General features: G+C 74.3%; 18 protein-coding genes. 8 read left to right on the plus strand and 10 right to left on the minus strand.

The genetic code is table 11. From position 1 onward, the window contains the following. Position 1: 1 nt before the first annotated feature. From VG276_12100 to VG276_12115, 4 genes are all read right to left on the minus strand, one after another. Positions 2–334 (minus strand): hypothetical protein, encoded by a 333-nt coding sequence (locus VG276_12100; GenBank protein ID HEV8650119.1) that lies wholly within the window; start codon positions 332–334, stop codon positions 2–4. Positions 335–499: 165 nt separating this feature from the next. Continuing rightward, complete coding sequence (locus VG276_12105) at positions 500–1,972, minus strand: FAD-dependent oxidoreductase (protein ID HEV8650120.1); 1,473 nt, start codon at positions 1,970–1,972, stop codon at positions 500–502. A 384-nt stretch (positions 1,973–2,356) separates the two neighbouring features. Then, positions 2,357–3,157, minus strand: a complete 801-nt coding sequence (locus tag VG276_12110) for an alpha/beta fold hydrolase (protein ID HEV8650121.1) — start codon at positions 3,155–3,157, stop codon at positions 2,357–2,359. 243 nt (positions 3,158–3,400) lie between these two features. Beyond that, positions 3,401–4,033, minus strand: coding sequence for a methyltransferase domain-containing protein (locus VG276_12115; GenBank protein HEV8650122.1), 633 nt, complete (start codon positions 4,031–4,033; stop codon positions 3,401–3,403). Between the two features lie 389 nt (positions 4,034–4,422). On the opposite strand from VG276_12115, the gene VG276_12120 reads away from it, so the two are divergent. Both VG276_12120 and VG276_12125 read left to right on the plus strand, forming a co-directional pair. After that, positions 4,423–5,382: an alpha/beta hydrolase gene (locus VG276_12120; GenBank protein HEV8650123.1), complete on the plus strand. Its 960-nt coding sequence runs from the start codon at positions 4,423–4,425 to the stop codon at positions 5,380–5,382. A gap of 805 nt (positions 5,383–6,187) precedes the next feature. Further along, positions 6,188–7,384, plus strand: a complete 1,197-nt coding sequence (locus VG276_12125; GenBank protein ID HEV8650124.1) for an aromatic acid exporter family protein — start codon at positions 6,188–6,190, stop codon at positions 7,382–7,384. A 245-nt stretch (positions 7,385–7,629) separates the two neighbouring features. Here VG276_12125 and VG276_12130 read toward each other — a convergent pair whose 3' ends face one another. Beyond that, positions 7,630–8,415, minus strand: a complete 786-nt coding sequence (locus VG276_12130) for a DUF2071 domain-containing protein (GenBank protein ID HEV8650125.1) — start codon at positions 8,413–8,415, stop codon at positions 7,630–7,632. Between VG276_12130 and VG276_12135 the strand changes: the two genes are divergently transcribed. The 3 genes from VG276_12135 (at position 8,414) to VG276_12145 (ending at position 11,573) form a co-directional block, all read left to right on the plus strand. Further along, positions 8,414–8,680 (plus strand): hypothetical protein, encoded by a 267-nt coding sequence (locus VG276_12135; protein ID HEV8650126.1) that lies wholly within the window; start codon positions 8,414–8,416, stop codon positions 8,678–8,680. The genes VG276_12130 and VG276_12135 overlap by 2 nt on opposite strands. Before the next feature lie 85 nt (positions 8,681–8,765). Next, complete coding sequence (locus VG276_12140; protein ID HEV8650127.1) at positions 8,766–11,153, plus strand: N-6 DNA methylase; 2,388 nt, start codon at positions 8,766–8,768, stop codon at positions 11,151–11,153. 126 nt (positions 11,154–11,279) lie between these two features. Beyond that, positions 11,280–11,573 carry an NIPSNAP family protein gene (locus tag VG276_12145; GenBank protein ID HEV8650128.1) on the plus strand — a complete coding sequence of 98 codons (294 nt, stop codon included), beginning with the start codon at positions 11,280–11,282 and terminating at the stop codon, positions 11,571–11,573. A 171-nt stretch (positions 11,574–11,744) separates the two neighbouring features. On the opposite strand, the gene VG276_12150 is transcribed toward VG276_12145, so the two are convergent. Next, positions 11,745–13,091: a formimidoylglutamate deiminase gene (locus VG276_12150; GenBank protein HEV8650129.1), complete on the minus strand. Its 1,347-nt coding sequence runs from the start codon at positions 13,089–13,091 to the stop codon at positions 11,745–11,747. Further along, a complete protein-coding gene (locus VG276_12155; GenBank protein ID HEV8650130.1) occupies positions 13,088–14,440 on the minus strand; it encodes an allantoate amidohydrolase in 1,353 nt (450 codons plus the stop codon). Before VG276_12155 ends, VG276_12150 begins: the two co-directional genes overlap by 4 nt. A 132-nt stretch (positions 14,441–14,572) precedes the next feature. Here VG276_12155 and VG276_12160 point away from each other — a divergent pair, with 132 nt between their 5' ends. Next, a complete protein-coding gene (locus tag VG276_12160; GenBank protein ID HEV8650131.1) occupies positions 14,573–15,340 on the plus strand; it encodes an alpha/beta hydrolase in 768 nt (255 codons plus the stop codon). Between the two features lie 121 nt (positions 15,341–15,461). On the opposite strand, the gene VG276_12165 is transcribed toward VG276_12160, so the two are convergent. Both VG276_12165 and VG276_12170 read right to left on the minus strand, forming a co-directional pair. Then, entirely contained in the window at positions 15,462–17,615 is a 2,154-nt protein-coding gene (locus VG276_12165; GenBank protein HEV8650132.1) for an FAD-dependent monooxygenase, read from the minus strand. Then, positions 17,612–18,457: an LLM class flavin-dependent oxidoreductase gene (locus tag VG276_12170; GenBank protein ID HEV8650133.1), complete on the minus strand. Its 846-nt coding sequence runs from the start codon at positions 18,455–18,457 to the stop codon at positions 17,612–17,614. Before VG276_12170 ends, VG276_12165 begins: the two co-directional genes overlap by 4 nt. A 374-nt stretch (positions 18,458–18,831) precedes the next feature. Between VG276_12170 and VG276_12175 the strand changes: the two genes are divergently transcribed. Then, on the plus strand, positions 18,832–20,187 hold the full coding sequence (locus VG276_12175) for an AMP-binding protein (protein ID HEV8650134.1): 1,356 nt from the start codon (positions 18,832–18,834) through the stop codon (positions 20,185–20,187). After that, positions 20,187–20,393 (plus strand): hypothetical protein, encoded by a 207-nt coding sequence (locus VG276_12180; protein ID HEV8650135.1) that lies wholly within the window; start codon positions 20,187–20,189, stop codon positions 20,391–20,393. Before VG276_12175 ends, VG276_12180 begins: the two co-directional genes overlap by 1 nt. A 191-nt stretch (positions 20,394–20,584) precedes the next feature. On the opposite strand, the gene VG276_12185 is transcribed toward VG276_12180, so the two are convergent. Continuing rightward, entirely contained in the window at positions 20,585–21,682 is a 1,098-nt protein-coding gene (locus tag VG276_12185) for an enolase C-terminal domain-like protein (protein ID HEV8650136.1), read from the minus strand. Positions 21,683–21,699: the final 17 nt, after the last annotated feature.

Here is a 21,699-nt window from a genome sequence, read left to right on the forward strand (position 1 = left end):
GTCAGCTGCTCTTGGTCGTCTTCTGCGCCGGCGGCGTGGCCTTCCCGGCCTCTTCGCGGGCCCGCTCGCCGATCGACGCGGTGGCGCCGAGCACGCTGTGGGCGAGCTCGCGCTGGGCGTTGAGCAACTGGGCGGCGAAGTCGAACACAGAGTCGACGACCTCGGTCGGGGTGGGGAGCTGCTCGGGCTGCGGCCACGCAGCCGACTGCGGCACGAGCTGCTGGATCGTCTCGGTCCAGGTGCGCATGCCCTCGATGACGGCGGCCTGGCTCTTGCGGATCCCGTCCAGTACCTGGGCCTGGAGATCCTCGGCGGTCTCCTTGGTGGTGGCCATCGGTGCCTCCTCTCTAGTCTGTCGAGCGGCCTCCTTGGTCGCTCGGTGTGCTAACTATACTTAGCATGAGACTGCTATGTCAAGCCCTGGCCCTGCCAGGGAGCGGGCTGCGTGGCGACGGCCGCCTTGCGGCCATGAGGTCAGCCGCCCCGGCGGCCGTGGAGGTCACACCGTCCGCCGTTCCTCTGCCCCGTCCGGCGAGGCTCTCGGGTCCGGGTCCCGGGAGGCAGCCGGGTCCGGGTCCCGGGAGGCGGCCGGGTCCGGGTCCTGGGAGGCGGCCGGGCCAGGGACTGGCGGGGCGGCCGGGCCAGGCAGCGCCGCGGCGGCCGCACCGCCCGGCAGCGCCGGCGCGGGTTCGCTCGCCTTCACCGGGTCGAAGATCAGGCGGGCGTGCCTGTCATAGGTAAGGTAGCTCCACGCCCAGCTCAGCAGGACACTGACGCGGTTGCGGAAGCCCACGATGTAGACCAGGTGCAGCCCCAGCCACATCAACCAGGCGACCACGCCCTTGAAGCGCGGCCCGCTCGGCAGCTCGGTCACGGCCGCGTGCCGCCCGATCGTGGCCATGATCCCCCGGTCCCGGTAGACGAACCCGGCCCGCGGCGCGCCACCCCGCAACGAGGCGGTGATCTGCCTGGCGACGTGCTTGGCGGCCTGGATGGCGGGCTGGGCGACCTGCGGCAGCAGCCCGCCCTTGTCGTCGGTAGCTGCGGCCATGTCCCCCACGACGAAGACCTCGGGATGGCCTGGGATGGTCAGGTCCTTGTTGACGACGATGCGGCCGCCCCTGGTCTGCTCCACGCCGAGAGCGTCGGCGAGCGGGCAGACCCGCACCCCTGCCGCCCACACCAGTGTGCGGGTCGGGATCACCGTGCCGTCCTTGAGCTGGACCTCGGTCGGCGTGACGTGCTCCATCGCCTGCCCGAGCCGCACCTCCACGCCACGGGCGCGCAGCTTCTCCACGGCGTGCTGCCGCGACTGCGGATGGAACGGTGCCAGCAGGTGGTCGGTGGCCTCGAGCAGGACCACCCGCGTCCGCTTGGTGTCCAGGTCCGGGAAGTCGTGGGCGAGCACGTGGTGGAACAGCTCGATGACCGCCCCGGCCATCTCCACCCCGGTCGGGCCACCGCCGACCACCACCACGCTCAGCGCGCCCGCCTCCACCAGGCCCGGGTCGATCTCGGCCTGCTCGAACTGGCGCAGCAGATGGCTGCGCAGCCGTACCGCGTCGTCGAGGGTCTTGAGCGGGAAGCCGTACTCCTCCACCCCCTCGATGCCGAACGTGGCCACCGACGCGCCCGCTGCAAGGACCAAGAAGTCGTACCCGATGCGCTGGCCGTCCTCGGTCAGCACCTGTCTGGCATCCCGGTCGACCCCGCTCACCGTCGCCATCCGCACCGCGACCCGCCACGGCTTGCGGACGATCCCGCGGACCGGGTGGGCGATGTCGGCGGGCTCGACCACGCCGGTGGCGAGCTGGTACAGCAGCGGCTGGAACAGGTGGTAGTTGTGCCGCTCGACCAGCGTGACCCGCACCGGCGGCTTCGCCTTGGCCAGCGCCTTGGCCGCCGCCAGCCCGGCGAACCCGGCTCCCACGATCACCACGTGCGGCAGCTCCTCGGTCTTGCCAGCGCTCATCTGGGTCCTCCCTCACTGGCTTGTCGGAGGCGGAACAGCGCCGTCGCGCTGCCGGCGAGGACGCAGGCCAGTGCCGCCCCGTCCAGGCCGAGCGAGCCTGGCACGTCGGCGCCGAGCAGCGTTCGAGACCACCAAGGTGGACTCGAACGGCTTGCTCGCCCGCGGGCTCAACGTCGCCCTCGCCGGTCGGTGCACACAGCTCCGCCTCCCAGTCGCGCTACTGCAGCCGGCCGCGGATGTGGGCGAGGAACTGCCCGGCCACCACCCCCGTCCAGCGCTCGGTGATCGTAGGAGAGACCCAGGATACCCATGTGGTGGATGGCGATGCTGTGGTGGATGGCGATGCCGTCTGGTGGCTCCTCTCCAACCTTGCCGGGGTCGCCGCTAGGTCGACCGGCCGGCGAGCGCCCGGTCGCGGAGAAAGGAGGTGGCCACCTCGACGAAGCGCTCGGGGTCCTCCCAGAACAGCAGGTGGCCGGCACCGGGGAAGGTCACCAGCCGGGCGTCGGGAATGAGGCCGGTGAGCAGGCTGGCGTTGCGCGGGTCCACCACCTGGTCGGCTGTGCCGTGCACGATCAGCGTCGGGGCCTGGATGTGACGCTGCCGGCCGCGACCGGCCCAGCGGGCGCCGGCGGTCGCCTGGGCCATCCATCCGTCGCGGTCCGGGATCCGGGACCGCTGGTGGGCGATGATGTGCTCGACCAGCTCGGGCCGGCCATCGACGGTGTCGGCGGCCAGGGCGTTCTCGACGTGGCGGCGGAGCGCGACCTCGCGGGGCAGCCGGCCGGCCTGCGCCAGCAGGCGGATCGTGGGCACGGGCGGTGGGTAGCCGGACGGCCAGCCGGGCGTGGTGCAGGCCAGGACGAGCCGATCGACCCGGTCGGGATGCCCGATGGCCAGCTCCTGGGCGATCATCCCACCGAGGCTGGCCCCGACGACGTGGGCGCGCCCGATCCCGGCCGCGTCCAGCACGGCCACGACGTCGCCGGCCATGGCCGCCACCGTGTAGGGCCCGGGTGGCACGCCGCTGGCACCGATGCCCCGGTTGTCGAGCAGCACGAGCCGGAAGTGCCGGCCGAGCCGCCGCGCGACCGGATCCCAGCCCGAGCGGTCGAAGCCGAGCCCTTGGACGAGCACGACCCAGGGCCGCCTGGAGAGGGGCCGAGCACGCAGCTCGTACGCCACCGGGACGCCGTCGCTTGCCGCGAAGCGCGCCCTCCCCGACGGGATCCCTTTCCTCAGCCCGCGGCGAACGGCCTGGCCGGCGACCGCCGGAAAGGAACGTGCTCCCGCATTGCCAAGGCTCCTCGACCTCATGTTCATCCACGTATTGTCACAGGGAACTCCGAGGAGGGGCCCTGCCGGCATCGACGCCCCGCATCGTGACGACCTGCCTGTCAACCCGCGTCCTCGCCTTGCTGTGAACAGCTACGGAGCGGGTGGCTGGCGCAGTCCCCAGACGACGTAGACGCAGCCCAGGACGGCTTCCTCCACCGTGAGGGCCGGCACGAAGCGCTCGAGCTCCGTCCAGGGCCGCCAGAACCCCTCGAAGGTCGTCACGAACCGGCGGGCCACCTGCCACACGAGCGGGTTCAGCGGCGGCGCGAGCAGCGTCCATTTGGGGCCCGCCGCAGCCACACGCCCGCCGGACCGTACCTGCCCAAGCACGTTGGCGAGCCCCTCTGGAGAGCGCAGCACGTCATGGGTGAAGGCGAACAGCGCCGCGTCGGCCTGCACCGGGATCACGGCCTCCTCGGCGCTCGCCTCGAGCAGGGTCGCGTTCGCCCAGCCCGCCGCGCGGACTCGCGCCAGGGCGTGCGCCAGCATCTCCGGGCTCTGCTCGATGCCCACCAGCCGCCCCTGCGGGCCGATGGCCGCCTCGATCGGGGTGAAGCTCATCCCGGTGCCGCAGCCCACGTCGAGCACGACATCGCCGGGCTGGAGGCCCAGCTTCGAGATCGCCCGGTGCCGGTAGGGCTCGAGCCAGCCGGTTGCAAGGTCGTAGGTGCCGGCCAGCTGCCGGTAGAGGTCCAGGGCTGCTCGTGGGTCGCGGCGCCTCATCCTTCTCGCACTCCCCGGTCAAGCCCCCACAGTATCCGCCCGCTCGGCCGGCTGCTGCATTGGGCCTCGCTCGGGACCCGCCTGGCATGGGACTCTATATTCCTTACCGGCTCGCAAACGGGAGGTAACGGAGGCGTGAACAGACGTTGCGGGGAGCGTGGGGGGCGGTGGAGCCGGAACTGGAGGTGACCGACCCACCCGGCTCATGTCTGCCCCTTGCCGACGGCTCGAGGGTGGACGGGGCCCGCGGACTCGCGTCCTGGTCCGCGGGGACACCGCGGGCCGCGGGGACCCTGCGGGCGGTCGGGACACCGGGGTCGGTCGGGACACCGCGGGCGGCGGGGAAGACTCGGCTGGCCCGGCATCGTCTGGCCATCGGCGGGCAGCAGGTGACGATTGCCGTCGGCGGACGAGGCATCCCGCTCGTGCTCGCCAGCGGGCTGCTGCCAACCGACCGGCTCTACGTGCAGACGCTCAGCCGGCTGGCGTCGACAGGCTTCCGGGTGGTGGCGGCGGACGTCGCCGGAAGCGGGGCAGCCAGCGACGGTCGAGGGCTCGACGACTACGGCCGCCTGCTCGGCCGCCTGCTCGACGAGCTCGGCATCTGCCGGGCGATCCTGGCCGGCCACTCCCTGGGCGGCCGGCTCGTGACCGAGCTGGCCGCCGGACGGCCAGAGCTTGCCATCGCGCTGCTGCTCGTCGACGCGGGCGTCGGCGCACCATGGGACGAGCTCGTCCGTCTGATGGCGGTCGCGCCGGCATCCATCGGGGTCCTCGGGGGGATGCTCCTGGCCGACACCCTGGGCACGGTCCCGCTTGCCCGTGACGTCGAGCAGGCGCTCAAGCTCAGCCGGCTGGCCGCGCCCGTCGCGCTCGGCCACCTGAGCGCTCCGTGGCGGCTTCTCGGCCCTGGGTTGTCCGCCCTCTACGCCCCGGCGAGCGTCCCGCTGCTCAACCGGATCCGGCAGGCCGAGGTGCCGGTCATGGCCGTCCATGGTGACTGCGACCTCGTGGTGCCGCTCGCGACCGCTCGCGACGCGGCCCGCCGCACAGCCGGGGAGCTGGTCGTCGTCCATGGAGGGACCCACTCGTGGCCACTCCAGGACCCCGAGACCCTCCCCGCGATCGTGCACGAGGCGCTCACCGGGCGCTTGGGCAGGGCCTGCACCCGAGCCATCCTCGACGCCGGCCTCGATCCGGTCAGGGCATCCGGCCGCGAGGTGGAGGCCGCCTTCCTGGCCGAGGGGGCACTGGTGCGGCGGCTTGCCCCGCCGGACCCGCCCATGCCCGTGGCCGTACGACGGGCGCGGTCACCCCACTACCGCTGGTCCCGAACCGACGTGACATGACGACGTGACATGACGACGTGACATGACCTTGAGCGCCCGCGCCCCGGCACGCACCGCAGCGGTCAGGCGGGACGCGACCGGCCGACGATCTCGGCATAGTGGGTGCCACAAAGGCCGAGGTCGCTGATCTCGGGCCGGTCGCACGACTGACGGCACGCGCACGCCGTCGGGTGCGGGTGTGCCCAGCAGCCGTCCCCATCCATCCGGGGAGCGTCGACGGCACGCGCCGCTGCCAGGTCCATGACGCCGCCCATGACGCCCCTCCGGTGCCTGGCGGTGTGGCGGTCCTGGGTCGCGCTGCTCATCGGCTCGGGCGTGGCATCCCCAGCAGCTCCCACAGGTCCCGCACGGTGGGCCGGTCGCCCTGGCAGCTGCGCCGGTCGGCCTCGTCCCGAGAGCCTCGGCGTGTCTTGCCGATCCGAACTCGTCGCATTCGCCTCACCTCGCTGCTTGCGCCGTTTGGGCGGAGAAATTCTTGACATAGCTAGCTCGTGCGTAGCATAGTACGCAGTAGCTCGCTCAGGCGTCAATCCGTGACGGGGCGCATCGCCTGCCAGCCGTGGCGGACCGCTCGCACCCACGTCACGGTCGAGGCACGCTTGACGGGCCAGTAACGGAGACGAAACCTGTACTGGGTGGTGTGACACTGCTGGGTAGTGCGACGTCCGGGGCCGGCAGCGGAACCACCTGAACGCTCCCCTCGATCCGGACATGCTGAAGAACCCGGTTCCCCATGGCTGAACGAACCCGATTCCCGATCCATGTGCGGCGAGGAGGACCAGCTGCCCTCTGGGGTCGCTCCAGGATGGGAGCGACCGCCACGGCGTGGTTCTCCCGGCATGTGGCCGCGCTGCGCTCCCGGCGGCTGGGCCGCCCCTCCTGGGCTGCCTACCGTGGGCGCGGCGCGCCCCCGGGCTGGCGGACGGCCAAGACCACCCTGGCCGCGGTGCTGGCCTACGAGCTTGCCCGGCAGCTCCTGGGCGACCAGGTCCTGCCGCTGCTCGCGCCGCTGACCGCCCTGCTGGTGGCCCAGATCACGATCGTCGAGACGGTCAGGAGCGGGCTGGAGCGCGTCGGCAGCGTCGTCGCCGGCGTACTGGTGGCCGTGCTGCTGTCGAACGTGGTGGGCCTGACCTGGTGGGGGCTTGCCATCGTGATCTTCGCCTCGCTGGTCGTCGGCCAGCTCCTGCGGCTCGGCGAGCAGGCACTCGAGGTGCCCATCAGCGCGATGCTCGTGCTGGCCGTGACCGGCGCCACCCAGGCCGCCGCCCAGAGCAGGGTCGCGGAAACGCTGATCGGCGCGCTGACCGGCGTCGCCGTGAACGTCCTGCTCGGGCCGCCGGTCTACGTGCAGCCGGCCGGCGACGCGATCGGCGAGGTCGCCGACGACATGGCCGGGCTGCTCGCAGCGATGGGCGAGGAACTGACCGACGGGTGGTCGAGCGAGCTGGCCCATGGCTGGGTGCGCCGCACCCACGAGCTGGACGCGCCGCTCCGCTCGGCCGGGATCGCCCTGGCCCGGGCTGAGGACAGCCTGCGGCTGAACCCGCGCAGGCGGCGGGTCGCGGAGGGCACCTCGAGCCTGCGCGCCGGCCTGGCCGCCCTCGAGCACGCCGCGATCCAGGTTCGGGGGGTCTGCCGGGACCTGGCCGACCTGGCCGAAAGCATCGAAGCGCGGGGGCAGGCCGAGCCCGAGGTGCTGGTCGCGCTGGGGCGGCTGCTGGTGGAGCTAGGCGGCGGCGTGGCCGCCTTCGGCCAGCTCGTCGCCCCCGACGTGGCTGGCCCGGCGCGGGAGGCGGTGCCGTTGCGGATCGCGCTGGAGATCGCCCAGACCCACCGCGACGTCCTCGCCGAGCTGATGCTGGTCGACGCCCGCACCGACCCCGAGCTCTGGCACATCCAGGGCAGCCTGCTCGCCAACGTCGACCGGCTGCTCCGCGAGATCGACCTGGAACGCGGCCCGGACGCCCGGCGCATCCGGCGCGCCGACCCGCCTCCCTGATCGCCCGACAGCTGCGCAGTGCGCCGGCAGCTCCCTGGCTTCGTCTCGATCGTGGGCGCACCGAGCGTGACAGAAGCCGGCGGGGACCTGCCGGCCGCGGACCCGGCCTGGCCGAAGCCACCTGGTACAGGGCCGTGTTCGTCGTGATGTTGCCTTGGATACAGCCGATTCCAGGCTGGCACTGCGAGGCTGGGCGTCCCCCGCTTCCTGCCCCTCACCCCGGGGACCGTGGGCCGGCAGGTACGCTATTCGCACCCGGTCGCGGGGGGATCGCGGTTGACCCGGGCTCGGGCCGCTCGCGGGTGCACGTACCTCCACCGCCCGACGCGGACCCTGACCCCCGGCGAGTAGTGGACCAGCGGGGGCTCGCCCGGCCGGGGAAGGCCGGCCGCCTCCACCAGATCCTCCTCCAGGGTGACCAGCCGGGCCCGGGCCAGGGACCAGGGCGCGTGCTCGGCCTCGGCCTCGGCGGCCCGGCCGGCGACCACCGTGTACAGGCGGTAGCGGGCGGTGAGGAAGTGATCCAGGGCGCCGAGCTCCTCCGGAGCGAAGGGGGCGCCAACCTCCACCCTCGCGTGGCAGCGGGCGCCCGGGGGACCCGGCCACCGGCGCCGGCTCTGGTAGTGCACCTGGGTGCCGTCGAGCCGAACCGACAGCCCGGCCCAGAAGTACGGCAGCTGGTAGGTGGCCCGGGCCGCGACCACGGCGCCCAGGCGTGCGGCGTCCAGCGAGAAGAACCAGATGCCGGCACGGCCGTCGGCGCCCCGGACATAGGTGCGCACGTTGGTCTCGGGGAACCGTGAGGCCCACGGCACCGGCGGCAGGCCGGGAAGACGCACCCCTTCCATGAGGAACGGGACCAGGCCCACCCAGGCCGACCCTGCGGCGGTCTCGACCTCGAGGGTCGGCGGCAGCAGGCCCTGCACCACCGCGGCCGGGTAAGGCCAGTGCAGGAAGCTGACGTGGCTCCAGCGCTGCCGCATGACCGGCCGGCGGACGGGCGGAGCGAGCGGAGCGGGCTGGGGATCCATGTACCGGAGAGTCTGCATCACACCCGGCGCGGGCGTGCTGGACGCGGGCGTGCTGTACTACCGCGGGCTGCGCGTGCTCCAGCTCGGCCCGCTGGACGGCACGGCCGTGGCGGTGCGGCGCATGCTTCCTGGCCGCGCCGGCGCCGCGGTGGTCGCCGACGGTGGGATGACCGCCCGCTGCGCCGCCTTCCCCATCCCTGAAGAGATCTCGAGGGCCGCGGAGGTGTATGAATGGGCCGGCTGGAAGGCAAGCGGGCGCTGGTGACCGGGGCGTCCAGGGGGATCGGCGAGGCGATCGCCGAGCGCTTCCCGGTCGACGGCGGCTACCCCGCGGTATGAGGCGCCGTGGCGTGACCGCCCTGCTCCCGCCTACGGCGTCGAGCTTCGCGCGCGACTTCGGGCTCGACAGCGCGGCGTTCGTCGCCACCACGGCCGGGCTCCGGCAGGCACTGCGCGACCTCGCCGGCGAGCCGCTGCTGCGGGCGCACCGGGACGCCTGGGCAGAGGAGGTGTGCAGCAGCTATGGCGGCGGTGACGCACGGGAGGAGCTGTTCGTCCGTCACACCTACCTGGCCCTGCTTGCCCGGCTGCTGGTGTTCGCGGCCATCGAGCGCCGGCCACTCGGTGACGGCGAGGCCGGCGCCGTGCTCGACGGCACCTGGTCCGCAGGCCGGCGCATCGCCAACCTGGTCGACGCCGACTACTTCCAGTGGCCGCTGCTGGCGTCGGAGCCCCGGCTGCAGGCGGCCTGCGCGGCCCTTGCCGCCCAGGTCGCCGCCTACGACCTGGGCGCCGTCCGCGAGGACGTGCTCAAGCCAGTGTACGAGCAGCTCGTCGGCGCGGAGACCCGGCACGGCCTGGGCGAGTACTACACCCCCGGCTGGCTCGCCGGGGAGGTCGTCGAGGCTGCCCTCGACCCGTGGACGGCAGTTGGGAGGCAGCCGCGCGTGCTGGACCCCGCCTGCGGTTCCGGGTCGTTCCTGCGGGCGGCCATCGGCCGCCTGCGCGCACGCCTGGCCGGCGACGGCGAGGAGGACCTGCTGCGCCGGCTGCTGGGTGGCGTGGCCGGCATGGACGTCAACCCGCTCGCGGTCGCCGTGGCCAAGGCGACCTACCTGCTCGCAGTCGTCGACCTGCTCCCCCACGCGCGCGAGGTCGTACGCGTGCCCGTGTACCGGGGTGACGCGCTCTCCGCCGAGGACCAGCGCTTCGACCCCCCGGAGGACCAGCGCTTCGATCTGGTGGTGGGCAACCCGCCGTGGCTGACGGTGGCCGACGTGACCGTCGCCGGTCGGCGCGAGCTGGTGCTGCGCCGGGCCGCGGAGACCGGCGTAGCACCCCGCACGGCCGGGGAGCAGGCCCACACCGAGCTGGCCACGCTGTTCCTCGCCCAGGCGTTCCGCCGGTTCCTGGTCCCGGGCGACGACGACTGGCTGCCGCGGCTGGCGTTCGTGATGCCCCGCAGCGTGTTCACCGCGACCCACCACCGGGCGCTGCGGGAGGGCAGCCACGGTGGGCGGTTCGACGTGACCGGCCTGTGGGACCTGGCAGCGGTCGACCCGCTGTTCAGCGTGCCGGGCTGCGTGGTGTTCGCCAGCGCCCGCGAGCCCGCTCCAGCACGCCCCAGGCCCGGTCGCGTCTACCGCGGGCGGCTGCCGTCCCGCGACCCCGACCCGTCGGTCGTGGCCGAGCGGCTGCGGCGGGAGACGGTCGTGTTCGTGCTCGACCGGCTCGGCCCTCGCAGCGCCTGGCGGCCCTCGGACGACGCCGCAGGCCAGGCCGGCAGGACGACCAGCCCGAGCCGGCCCTCGGGCGACGCCGCCGCGGGCAGCCCGTACCGGCGCCGGTTCCGGCAGGGGGCGGTGCTCTACCCCCAGACCCTGCTCGGCGTCCGCGTGGTCGGCGCGCGCGGGGGAGGGCCAGCCCAGGTCGTGGTCGAGACCGACCCGTCGGCCCGGGCGACCGCCAGGCTGCTCCGCGACATCCGTCTGCGTGCGGTGGTCGAGCGGGCCGCCCTGTTCTCCACGGCCGCCGCGGAGCACCTGCTCCCCCACATTCTCTCGCCCATGCCCTGGACCGTGGTCCTGCCGGTCCTGGCCACCCCCGGCGACCCGGCCTTCCGGGTCGCCGGCCCCGAGGAGCTGCGCCTTCACGGCCGTCCCGGGGCAGCCGGCTGGTTCGACGCGGCCGAGCACGCCTGGCACGGCGTCCGGACCAGGCAGGGCCCGCCGCTGTGGCAACGGCTGGATCATCTGGGCCACCTGTCCGCCCAGGCTCGACGCGACCGCTGGCTCGTGCTGTACGCCAGCGCGGGGAGCCGGCCGGTGGCGGCGGTCGTGGACAGCACGGCCACCGAGCACCCGCTGGTCGTCCGCGACCAGACCTACTGGGCGTCGTTCCACGACCCGGCGGAGGCGTACTACCTCGCCGCCGTCCTCAACAGCGAGTGGGCCGCCGACCGGATCAGAGCGTTCATGACCACCGGGCTGTTCGGTCCGCGCCACATCCACAAACGCGTCCTCGACCTGCCCATCCCCACCTACGACCCGGACGCCGCTGTGCACGCCGAGCTCTCGGCCCTCGGCGGGCGTCTCGCTGCCAGTGCAGCCCAGGCGGCCGCGGCCCTCCCGGCGGAAGCGCGCAACGCGCGCCGGCTCGTGCGCGGCGCGCTTCCCGCCGGCGCCGCCGCCCGGGTGGAGGAGCTGGTCGCCGAGTTGCTCCCTTCGCGCAGGAGGTGATTCTGCCGAGGTGGAGGCCCAACCCCCGCAACACGAAGAAGCCACGGGTCCTTGGCGTGCCCTGAGCATGCTTGGGCATGCCCTGATCTGCTTGACTGGCGGATCAGCTTCGGGGAGGGGAGTCGTATGACGGTGCAGCTGCGCCGCTACACCATCGTCGCTGGCGGGATGCGGGAGTGGGTGGCCGAGTGGGGAGCCAAGATCCGGCCGCTGCGCGAGCGGCATGGCTTCACCGTGCTCGGCGCCTGGGCCGTCCACGGGACCGACGAGTTTGTCTGGCTGCTGGGCCACGACGGGCCCTCGCCGTGGCAGGAGGCCGACGCGGCCTACTACGCCTCCCCGGAGCGGACCGCGCTCGACCCCGACCCGGCCCGCCTCGTCGCCGGGATGCGCGTGGACTTCGTCGACGTGGTCGTGTAACGGCCGGTTCTCCCGGCCGCGGCCGGGAGAACCGGCGCTCCTCCCGCCCATCGGGGCCCAGGGCGGCGCCTGCGGGGAGAACCGGCACTCCTCCCGCCCATCGGCCCGGATGGCACCGCCGGGGACCGCGCGGCTGCCGCCCGCATGACCCCGGGGTGGCACCCGCCGGGGTCAGTCGGTCACGGCCTCGATGGCGCGGGTGAGCGCGGCGGGGACGTCGTCGACGCGAGTGTGGTGGCCGCTGGCGACCATGAGCTGGCCGCCGGCGACGACATGGGACACGTCGGCGGCGGTGGCGGCGAACACGACCGCGGCGAGCAGGTCGTCGGCTGGCGCCCCGGCCAGACGCGGGGTGTCGAGGCGGACGGCGACCAGGTCGGCCAGGCGGCCGGGCTCGATGGTGCCGGCCTCCTCCCAGCCGATCGACCGCATGCCTTGCCGGGTGGCCGCGGCCAGCAGGTCCGCAGCGCGGTGCTGGCCGCGCCGCAGGGTGGCCAGGCGCTCGTCCAGCTCCACGGCGCGGGCCTCCTCGAACAGGTCGACCACGGCGTGGCTGTCGCTGCCAAGGCAGAGCGGCGTGCCGGCGGCGGCCAGGCGGGCGGCCGGGCCGATGCCGTCGGCCAGGTCGCGCTCGGTAGTGGGGCAGAGGCAGACCCCGGTGGAGCTGCCGCCCAGCAGCCCGACGTCGTCACCAGTCAGATGGGTGGCGTGGACCACGGTGGTGTGCTCACCGAGCACGCCGGTGTCGGCGCACAACCCGGCCGGGGTGCGGCCCGTCACAGCCAGGCAGGCCTGGTTCTCGCGGGGCTGCTCGGACAGGTGGAGGTGCAGGGGCGCGTGGCGGCCGCCGGCCCAGGCCGCCACGGCCCGCATGGCGGGCGGGGGCACGGCCCGCACCGAGTGGACGGCCGCGCCCACCCGCACCCCGCCCGCCTGACCGTGGGTCTCGGCGAGCCGGTCGGCGCGTTCTGCCCAGCGCCCCGCGTCGCCGTCGCCGAAGCGGAGCTGGGGGCCCGCGAGCGGGCTGCCGTCGACGTCGGCCTGCAGGTAGCAGGTGTCGAGCAGGGTCAGGCGGATGCCCGCGTCGCGGGCGGCCGCGGCCAGCGCGTCGCCCATGGCGTTGGGGTCGGCGTAGCGGCCGCCGCCGGGCGGGTGGTGCAGGTAGTGGAACTCCCCCACCGCGGTGACACCGGCCAGGACCATCTCGGCGTAGGTGGCGCGGGCCAGGGCGTGGTAGGTGTCGGGCTCGAGCCTGGCGGCCACCTGGTACATCCGCTCGCGCCAGGACCAGAAGTCCCCCCGGCCGCCGTGGGTGCGCCCGCGCAGGGCGCGGTGGAAGGCGTGGGAGTGGGCGTTGGCCAGCCCTGGCAGGACCAGCCCGGGCAGCCGCCGCGCGCCAGGGGGCGGGGGGCGGCTGGGCTCGACCGCGGCGATCCGGTCGGCCCGGGTCTCGATGAGCACGTCCCGCGCGACCCGGTCCCCGCCGAGCCAGGCGCGCTCGGCGTGCCAGGTGGTCACCGGCACGCCCACGCCTCCACCACCGCGGCGAGCACCTCGCAGCCGAGCGCGCAGTCGGCGTCGGCGGCCTGCTCGGCCGGGCTGTGGCTGGTCCCGGTCGGGTTGCGCACGAACAGCATCGCGGTCGGCACGACCGCGGCGAGCGCCCCCGCGTCGTGGCCGGCGGCGGTGGGCAGCTCGGGTGCCGGCAGGCCCTGCTGGCCGAGCAGCGCCACCAGCCGGGCCCGCAGATCCGCGTCGAACTCGACCGCCGGGCTGCGCGACTCGCAGGCCAGCCCGACCTCGACCCGGTGAAGCCGGCCGGCCTTGGCGACCTCCCGCTGCCAGGCGCCGACCAGGCCGTCGAGGGTCGCCTCGTCGGGGGCGCGCGCGTCCAGCCAGGCGTCGACCGCGCCCGGCACGCTGTTGGTGCCGTTGGGGTCGACCAGGACCCGCCCGACGGTGGCGACCGCGCCCGCCCCGGCCGCCAGCGCCCGGGCCGCCTCGACCCCGCGCGCGAGCACCAGCATCGGGTCGCGCCGGTCCTCGAGCCGGGTCGTGCCGGCGTGGTTCGGCTCGCCGCGCAGCGCCAGCCGCCAGCGGCCGTGGGGCCAGATCCCGGTCCCGACCCCGAGCGGCGCGGGCACGTCGGCCAAGCCCCGGCCCTGCTCCACGTGCAGCTCGACGACCTCCCCGACCAGCCCGGCAAGCGCGGGGTCCGGCCCGGCCCGGCCGGGGTCGAGCCCGTCGGCCCGCATCGCCTCGGCCACGGTCACTCCCAGGGCGTCGCGCCGGGCCAGCGCATCGGCCGGCGCCAGCGTGCCGGCCAGCAGGCGGCTGCCGAACGTGGCCAGCCCGAACCGGCCGCCCTCCTCGTCGGCGAAGGCGGCCACCGCGACCGGGCGGTTCGGGGTGACGCCCCGGCGGGCCAGCGCCGAGACCGCGACGAACCCGGCCACCACCCCGAGCGCGCCGTCGTAGGCACCCCCCTGGGGCACGGTGTCGAGGTGGCTGCCGACCACCAGCACGCGGCCCTCACCGGGGGCCGCGCCCGCCTGAGGCTGCCTGGCCCCGGCCGCCTCCGGCTGCCTGGCCCCGGCCGCCTCCGGTGCTTGGGCCCCGGCCGCCTCAGGCGGCCCGGCCTCGCGCGCCTCAGGCATGGGCGCTCTCCACCAGGCCCAGAGGTTGCCGTTGGCGTCGCGCTGGTAGGCCAGCCCGCGGGCCTTGGACTGGGCAGCGAACCACTGTCGGGCCGCCCTGTCCTCGTCGGTCCAGGCGAAGCGCTGGTACCCGCCAGTCGCCGGGTCCCTGCCGATCGCAGCCAGCCCGCCGAAGCAGTCGAGAAAGTCGCGGGTCAGGTCGGGATCCATGGGACGGGTCGGGTCATGGCCTATGGGACGGGTCGGGTCGTGGTCCATGGGATGGGATGATTCAGCGTCGGCAGCCGGGCGGCAAACCCTCCAGCGCCGCATCTGTGCCCCGAGCGATCCGAGGAGCGGCCAATGCAGTCCCTGTGGCACGAGGAGCACGGCGGGGGGGCGCCGGTCCTGCTGCTGCTCCACGGGCTCGGCGCCACCGGTGAGGTGTGGCGTGGCGTCGCTGACCTGGCGACCGGCTGGCCCGGTACCCGCCTGCTGGTCGACCTGCCGGGCCACGGCCGCTCGGCGACGCTGCCCGCCTACTCCTACGAGGCGCACGCCAGCGCAGTCGCGGCGCTGCTGGACGGGCGCCCGGACCCGGTGGTGGTGGCCGGGCACTCCATGGGCGGGTACGTCGGGCTGCTGCTGGCGGGCGAGGGGTACGGGCTCGTGGTCGCCGCCGTGGTCGGGCTCGGCATCAAGGTCCGCTGGAGCGCCGAGGACCTGGAGGGGATGCGCCGCCGGGCCGGCCAGCCGGTGCGCTGGTTCGACACCCGGGAGGAGGCCGCCGCCCGCTACCTCCGCTCGGTCGGGCTGGACGGCGTGGTCGAGCCGGGCTCCCCGGTCGTCGCCTCGGGCGTTGCCGAGTCCGGGAGCCGCTGGCGGCTCGCGTTCGACCCAGCCGCCTTCGGGCTCGGCGCCCCGGACATGGCGGGGGCCCTGGCCGCCGCGCGGGCGGCCGTGGTGCTCGCCCGCGGCGCCGGCGACCCGATGGTCGGCACTGCCGACCTGGCCGTGCTCCACTCCCACGTGCGCGAGCTGCCCGGGCTCGGGCACAACGCCCACGTGGAGGACCCGGCCGCGGTCTGGGATCTGGTCGCCGCCACGGCCCGCGACGCCGGGGTCGGGTAGCGGCGGTCCCGGTGGCCGGCGACGCCGGGTCTGGCGCAGCCGGTCCCGGTCACCGCGACGCCGGGGTCTGGTGGCAGCCGGTCCCCGGTGCCGGCGACGCCGGGATGCGGTAGGCACCCGGTCAGCCGGCGGCCGCGTGGAGCCTAGGGTCGAGCAGGCACAGGTCGGCCCGGCCGGCGGCCAGGATCGTGTTCACCTCGTCGGCGGTGGTGAGGTTGCCCGCGGCCACGGTGGGCACGCCCGCCTCGTTGCGGACCCGGTCGCTGGCCGGCACCAGGTACAGCCAGCGGTAGTCGGGCCGGTCCCAGGGCACGGTCCAGCCGGCCGCGACCTCGACCAGGTCGCAGCCGTGCCCGCGGAGCCGCCCGGCCACCGCCACCGCGTCGTCGATGTCGAGACCGCCCGGGGCCCGGTCGCTCGCCTGCAGGCGGACCGCCAGCGGCCGTTCGGACGGCCAGGCGGCCCGGACGGCGTCCAGGACCTCGAGGGGGAAGCGGAGCCGCTGCTCGAGCGGCCCGCCGTAGCCGTCCTGGCGGCGGTTGGTGAGGGGCGACAGGAAGCTCGCGAGCAGGTAGCCGTGGGCCATGTCGAGCACGAGGAGGTCGAAGCCGGCCTCGGCCGCCCGCCCGGCGGCCGCCCGGTAGGCCTCGCGGACCTGCTCCATGCCCTCCCGCGTCAGCTCCTGGGGCGCGGGGTGCTGCGGGGTGTAGGGCAGCGGCGAGGGGGCCAGCAGCGGCCAGCCCTCTTCGCGGAGGGGCCGGTCCACACCCCGGCGGCGGGGCTGGGTGGCCCCACGACGGCCGGCGTGGGCGAGGCGGACGCCGAGCAGCCCCGGGCCCTCGGCCCGGGCCCGCTCCAGCAGCGACCGCCAGGCGGTGGCGTGCTCGTCGCGGTACAGCCCTGGCGTGCCCGGGGTGGTCCGCCCCTCGGCCGAGACCGCCACCTCCTCGGTGAGCACCAGCCCCGCTCCCGACCGGACCGCCGCGGCGATGGCCCGCTCGTGGACCTCGCCGGGCTGCCCGTCCACGGCCACGTCCTCGCCACCGGGCGAGAGCACGATCCGGTTGCCGACCGTGGTGGCGCCCAGGGTGAACGGTGTGAACAGCGGCGGCGGGGCCAGCATGGGGGCGTGCTGGCCGGTGGCTGCGCCCGCGAACCACCGGTCCACAGCGGCCACGAAGCGCGCGTCGCGCCGCTCGAGCTCCAGGTGGCTGATGCGCCCGCTCCGGGTGAGCAGGTTGAAGGCGAACTGGACGGGCTCGAACCGGTTGTAGCGGGAGACGCTCTCGAAGTAGGTGGCGCTGTCCCGGGCCGCCTCCTGGAACCGCTCCACCACCGGCTGGCGCTCCAGCTCGTAGCGGGTGAGGGCCGCCTCCAGGTCGCCTGGGAACCGCTGCAGTGCGTTGGCCAGCGAGATGGCGTCCTCCATGGCCAGCTTGGTCCCCGACCCGATGGTGAAATGGGCGGTGTGGGCGGCGTCGCCGAGCAGCACGACGTTGCCGTGGTGCCAGCTACGGTTTCGGAGCGTCTCGAAGGTGAACCAGATCGAGCGGTTGGACAGCAGCCGGTGCTCGCCCAGCTCCGGCCGGAACAGCTCCTGGCAGTACTCGAGGCTCTCCTGCTCAGACATCTGGTCCAGCCCGGCCTGGCGCCAGGTGCTCTCGTGCGTCTCCACGATGAACGTGCTGGTGCGTGCGTCGAACGGATAGGCATGGACCTGGAACAGGCCGTGCTCGGTGTCGCGGAACACGAAGGTGAAGGCGTCGAAGACCAGGTCGGACCCGAACCAGGCGTACTTGGTCCTGTGGGGATCGAGGCTCGGCTCGAAGTGCCGCTCGAGGCGGCGCCGCACGGTCGAGAAGACGCCGTCCGCGGCGACCACGAGGTCACAGCCGGCGAACGGCTCGAGGTCGGCGACCTCGCGCTCGAACTCGAGGACCGAGCCGAGCTCCCGGCAGCGGCGCTGCAACAGCTCGAGCAGGACCTTCCTGCTCATCCCGGAGAACACGTGGCCCCGGGAGCGGACGGTCTCGCCCCGGTAGAGGACGTCGATCGCGCCCCACTTGGCGAAGCTGTCGGTGATCTGCTCGTGGGTCTCGTAGTCGGCGTCCCGGAGCGCCCCGAGGGTCTCCTCGGAGAACACCACCCCCCAGCCGAAGGTCGCCCCGGGCGGGTTGCGCTCGACCACCCGGACCTCGTGGCCGGGGTCGAGCTTCTTCAGCAGCAGGGCCAGGTAGAGCCCGGCGGGCCCGGCGCCGAGGATGCCGACCTTCATCGCAGCACGTCGGCCAGGCGCTCGAGCTGGGCCAGGTCGGCCACGGTGGGCAGCAGCACCAGGTGGTCGCAGCCGGCCTCCTCGTACCCCCGCACCAGGTCCTTGACCATCCGGGGCGAGCGCAGGTTGCCAGCCGCGACCTTCTCGGCGAACGGGCCCGTGAACGCGTAATACTCGCGCAGGTACGCGGCGCCCTGCTCGACGTCGTCGTCGCCGCCGAGCGCGAAGTAGGCCTGGCCCCACAGGCGCGGCCGGCCCGGCCGGCCCGCCTCGGTCCACGCCGCCCAGGCCCGGGAGGCCGCGCCGGCGAACGCCCGGGGCGGCCCGCCGCCGTGCACGTAGCCGTCGGCGTACCTGGCCATGCGCACGAACGCCTGCCCGGACAGGCCCCCCACCAGCAGCTCGGGCCCGTCCGGCTGGGCCGGCCGGGGCCCGACCGGGCCCTCCTCCCAGGCCTGGCGGACGTGGGCGAGCTGCTCGGAGAGCCGGCGGCCGCGGCTGCGGTGGTCGACCCCCACCGCCTCGTAGTCGTCCCGCCTGGCGCCGACCGCGACGCCCAGGGTGAGCCGGCCACCCGACAGCGCGTCCAGGGAGGCGGCCTCCTTGGCCAGCAGCACGGGGTTGCGCAGGGGCGCGATCACGATCATCGTGGCCAGCCGCACCCGGCTGGTGACGGCGCTGGCCGCGGCCAGGGCGAGAAAGGGGTCGTAGCTCTGGTACACCACCCGGTCGAGCACGCCGAGGCTTGCGAACGGCCCCTGCTCGGCCCGCCTGGCCCACTCCACGGCCAGCGCCCCCGTGGTCCCGGGCACCGCCGTCGGCAGCCCGACTCCGACCTCCATCACGCCCTCCCGTCCCGCTGCTCACGGCGCCTCCCGGTCCAGCGCCTCGACGATCGCCGTAATGACCCCTCGCCGAGGTGACCCCCCCGCCGTAGTGACCTCCTCGCCGAGGTGACCTCCTCGCCGTAGTGACCTCCTCGCCGTAGTGACCTCCACGCCAGAGTGACCCACGCCAGAGTGACCCACGCCAGAGTGACCTCCTTGGTGGTGGACTGGCCGCCGAGGCCGGGGGTTGGCTCCCTTGGCCTCCGTCATGCGGTCATCGTCGCATGACGCGCGCGCCAGGAGATCTCCGGTGCCGCTGGCCGGACCGACCGAAAACGGCTTCAATCTGGGCGGAGGTTAGCCGCGTGCAACGACGCAGAGGAGGCGGCATGCCCGAGTCGCAGTACTGGAACCCGCGGCACGAGACGATGCCACGCGAGCAGCTGGAGGCGCTCCAGCTCCGCAAGCTCCGGTCCCTGCTCGAGTGGGCCGGCGCCAAGGTCCCCTGGCACGCCGAGCGCCTGCGCGGCGCCGGCGTGACCCCGGACTCGGTGCGCAGCCTGGACGACCTACGCCGGATCCCGTTCACGACCCGCGACGAGTGGATGCAGGGCCAGATCGAGCGCCCGCCCTACGGCGACGTCCTGGCCGCCCCGCCCGAGGCGGCCGTCCGCTACCACACGACCTCCGGCACGACCGGCCGCACCCCGATCCGGGTCCTGGACAGCCTCAAGGACTGGGAGTGGATCGCGGAGATGTGGTGTTACGCGCTCTGGGGGTTCGGCGTGCGGCCGGCCGACACCGTGTTCGTGGCCTTCGGCTACAGCACCTTCATCGGGTTCTGGGGCCTGCACGGCGCCGCCGAGAAGCTCGGCTGCCTGGTCCTGGCCGGCGGGGCCATGACCACCGAGCAGCGCGTGCGCCAGCTCGCCGACATGGGCGCGACCGTGGTGGCGTCCACCCCGACCTACGCGCTGCGCCTGGCCCAGGAGGCCAGGAAGCTCGGGATCGACCTGGCCGCGAGCCCGGTGCGGCGGCTCATCCTCTCGGGCGAGCCAGCCGGGTCCATCCCCGCCACCAAGCGCCTCATCGAGGACCAGTGGGGCGCCAAGGCCGGGGACACCGCCGGCATGACCGAACTCGGCACGATCATGATCTTCGAGTGCGAGCAGCAGCCCGGTGGCACCCACGTCATCGAGGACCACTACGTCGAGGAGGTGGTCGACCCTGAGACCGGCGAGCCGGTCGGCTACGGGGAGATGGGCGAGCGGGTGGTGACCTCCTTCGGCCGGGGCTTCATCCCGGTCCTGCGCTACCGCACCCGCGACCTGGTCGTGAAGGTCCCCCACACCGTGTGCGGCTGCGGGCGCACCTTCGACCTGTACGAGGGCGGAATCCGCGGGCGCGTCGACGACATGAAGCTGGTGCGGGGCACCAACGTCTACCCGCGCGCGATCGAGGCCATCGTCCGGGAGCACGAGGAGGTCGACGAGTTCCAGATCCACCTGTTCACCGTCGACGGGATCCGCGACGAGATCGAGGTCCTCGTCGAGGTGCCCGACCCTGTGGTGGACCGGGCGCCGCTGCTCGAGCGCCTGGCCGGCGACCTGGCGGGCGCTCACGAGGCCCTGCGCTTCGGGGTGCGCGAGGTCGAGACCGGCTCGCTGCCCCGGTTCGAGCTGAAGGCCAAGCGGGTGGTGGACGAGCGGACCGTGATCGGCGGCGAGGGCGAGCGGAGGCAGTGATGCGCAACCGGATGGGAGTCGAGCTGACCGAGCCCGAAGCGGGCCTGGTCGAGGCGTACGAGCGGCTGGCCGGGGTGCTGCGCGAGCACGGGGAGGAGCTGCCCCCGTTCGCCAGGCGCAACGCCGCCAAGGCCCTGGCCGCCCTCTGGCAGGTCATGAACGGCCTCGACATGGACCCCGGCCAGATCTACGACCTCGGCGCCTGACCCTTCGCCGAGCTCCAGCCCGGCTCTCGAGGCGCTCGGGCCGGTCGAGGCGGCCTCGCACGACCGGCCGGTGCGCGGGTAGGCGAACCCCAGCGTCCGCGCCGGCCGGGAAGCGGGGCATGAGAAGGAGCTGCTGGCAGTTACAGGCGAAGGAGCTGCTGGCCAGTTGACAGGCGCTGGTAGGCGCACGATCAGCCGTCCGCGGCGAACTGCTCGGCGTCGGCCCGCCGCAGTTCGAGCCCCATGCCCGGGCGGGACAGGTCCGGGCGGAGCACCCCGTCGGTCGGTTCGAGCACGCCGTCGAACAGCAGGCGGTCGACCCGCGCGTGGTCGTGGAAGTACTCGAGGTGGCGGAGGTTGCCGACCGCCGCGGCCGGGTGGGCGTGCAGGGACTGGGCGCCGTGGCCGGAGATCTCCAGGTTGTGGGCGGCGGCGAGCGCGGCGACCCGGAGCCATTCGGTGATCCCGGCGCAGCGCGACACGTCGGCCTGCACGCAGTCGACCGCGCCCGCCCCGATCATCCGCTCGAAGTAGGGGAGGTCGTAGCCGTACTCGCCGGCCGCGATGTCGGGCTCGGTCTGGTCGCGGACCTCGCGGAGGCCGACCAGGTCGTCGGAGGACACCGGCTCCTCGAGCCAGCACACGCCCTCCTCGGCGAACGCCCTGGCCAGGCGCACGGCCTGCTTGCGGCTGTAGCCGCCGCCAGCGTCGACATACAGCTCCACGTCGTCGCCAACGGTCCGTCTGGCCAGGGCGACCCGGTCGAGGTCGCGCTCGGGCCGGCTGCCCCAGGCGGTCCCGACCTTGATCTTCACCCGAGGGATGCGGTCTCCCTGGGTCCAGCCGGCCAGCTCGCGCGCGAGCTCGTCGTTGGTGGCGGAGGTGAACCCGCCACTGCCGTAGACCGGGACCTCCTCGCGCACCGTGCCGAGCAGCCGGGCGAGCGGCAGCTCCAGCAGGCGCGCCTTCAGGTCCCACAGGGCGGTGTCGATCGCGGCGATGGCCATCGAGGCGATGCCGGGACGGCCGAGGTTGCGGATGCGCCTGACCATGTTCGACCAGATTCCGGACACGTTCATGGCGTCGGCGCCGACGACCGCGTCGGTGAGCACGTCGTAGATGAGCGTGGCGCAGGCCGCGGTGGCGTAGGAGAAGCCGAGCCCGGTGACCCCGCCGGCCCTCGGCTCGACCACCACCACGGTCGTCTCGTTCCAGGTGAGCGTGCCGTCGGACTCCGGTTCCTCCGTCGGCACCGTGTAGACGGCGAGGTCGAGCCCGTCGATCCGCATGCGCCCCCCTTTCGCGC

Source organism: Actinomycetes bacterium, assembly GCA_036000965.1.
Taxonomy (GTDB): Bacteria; Actinomycetota; CALGFH01; order CALGFH01; family CALGFH01; genus DASYUT01.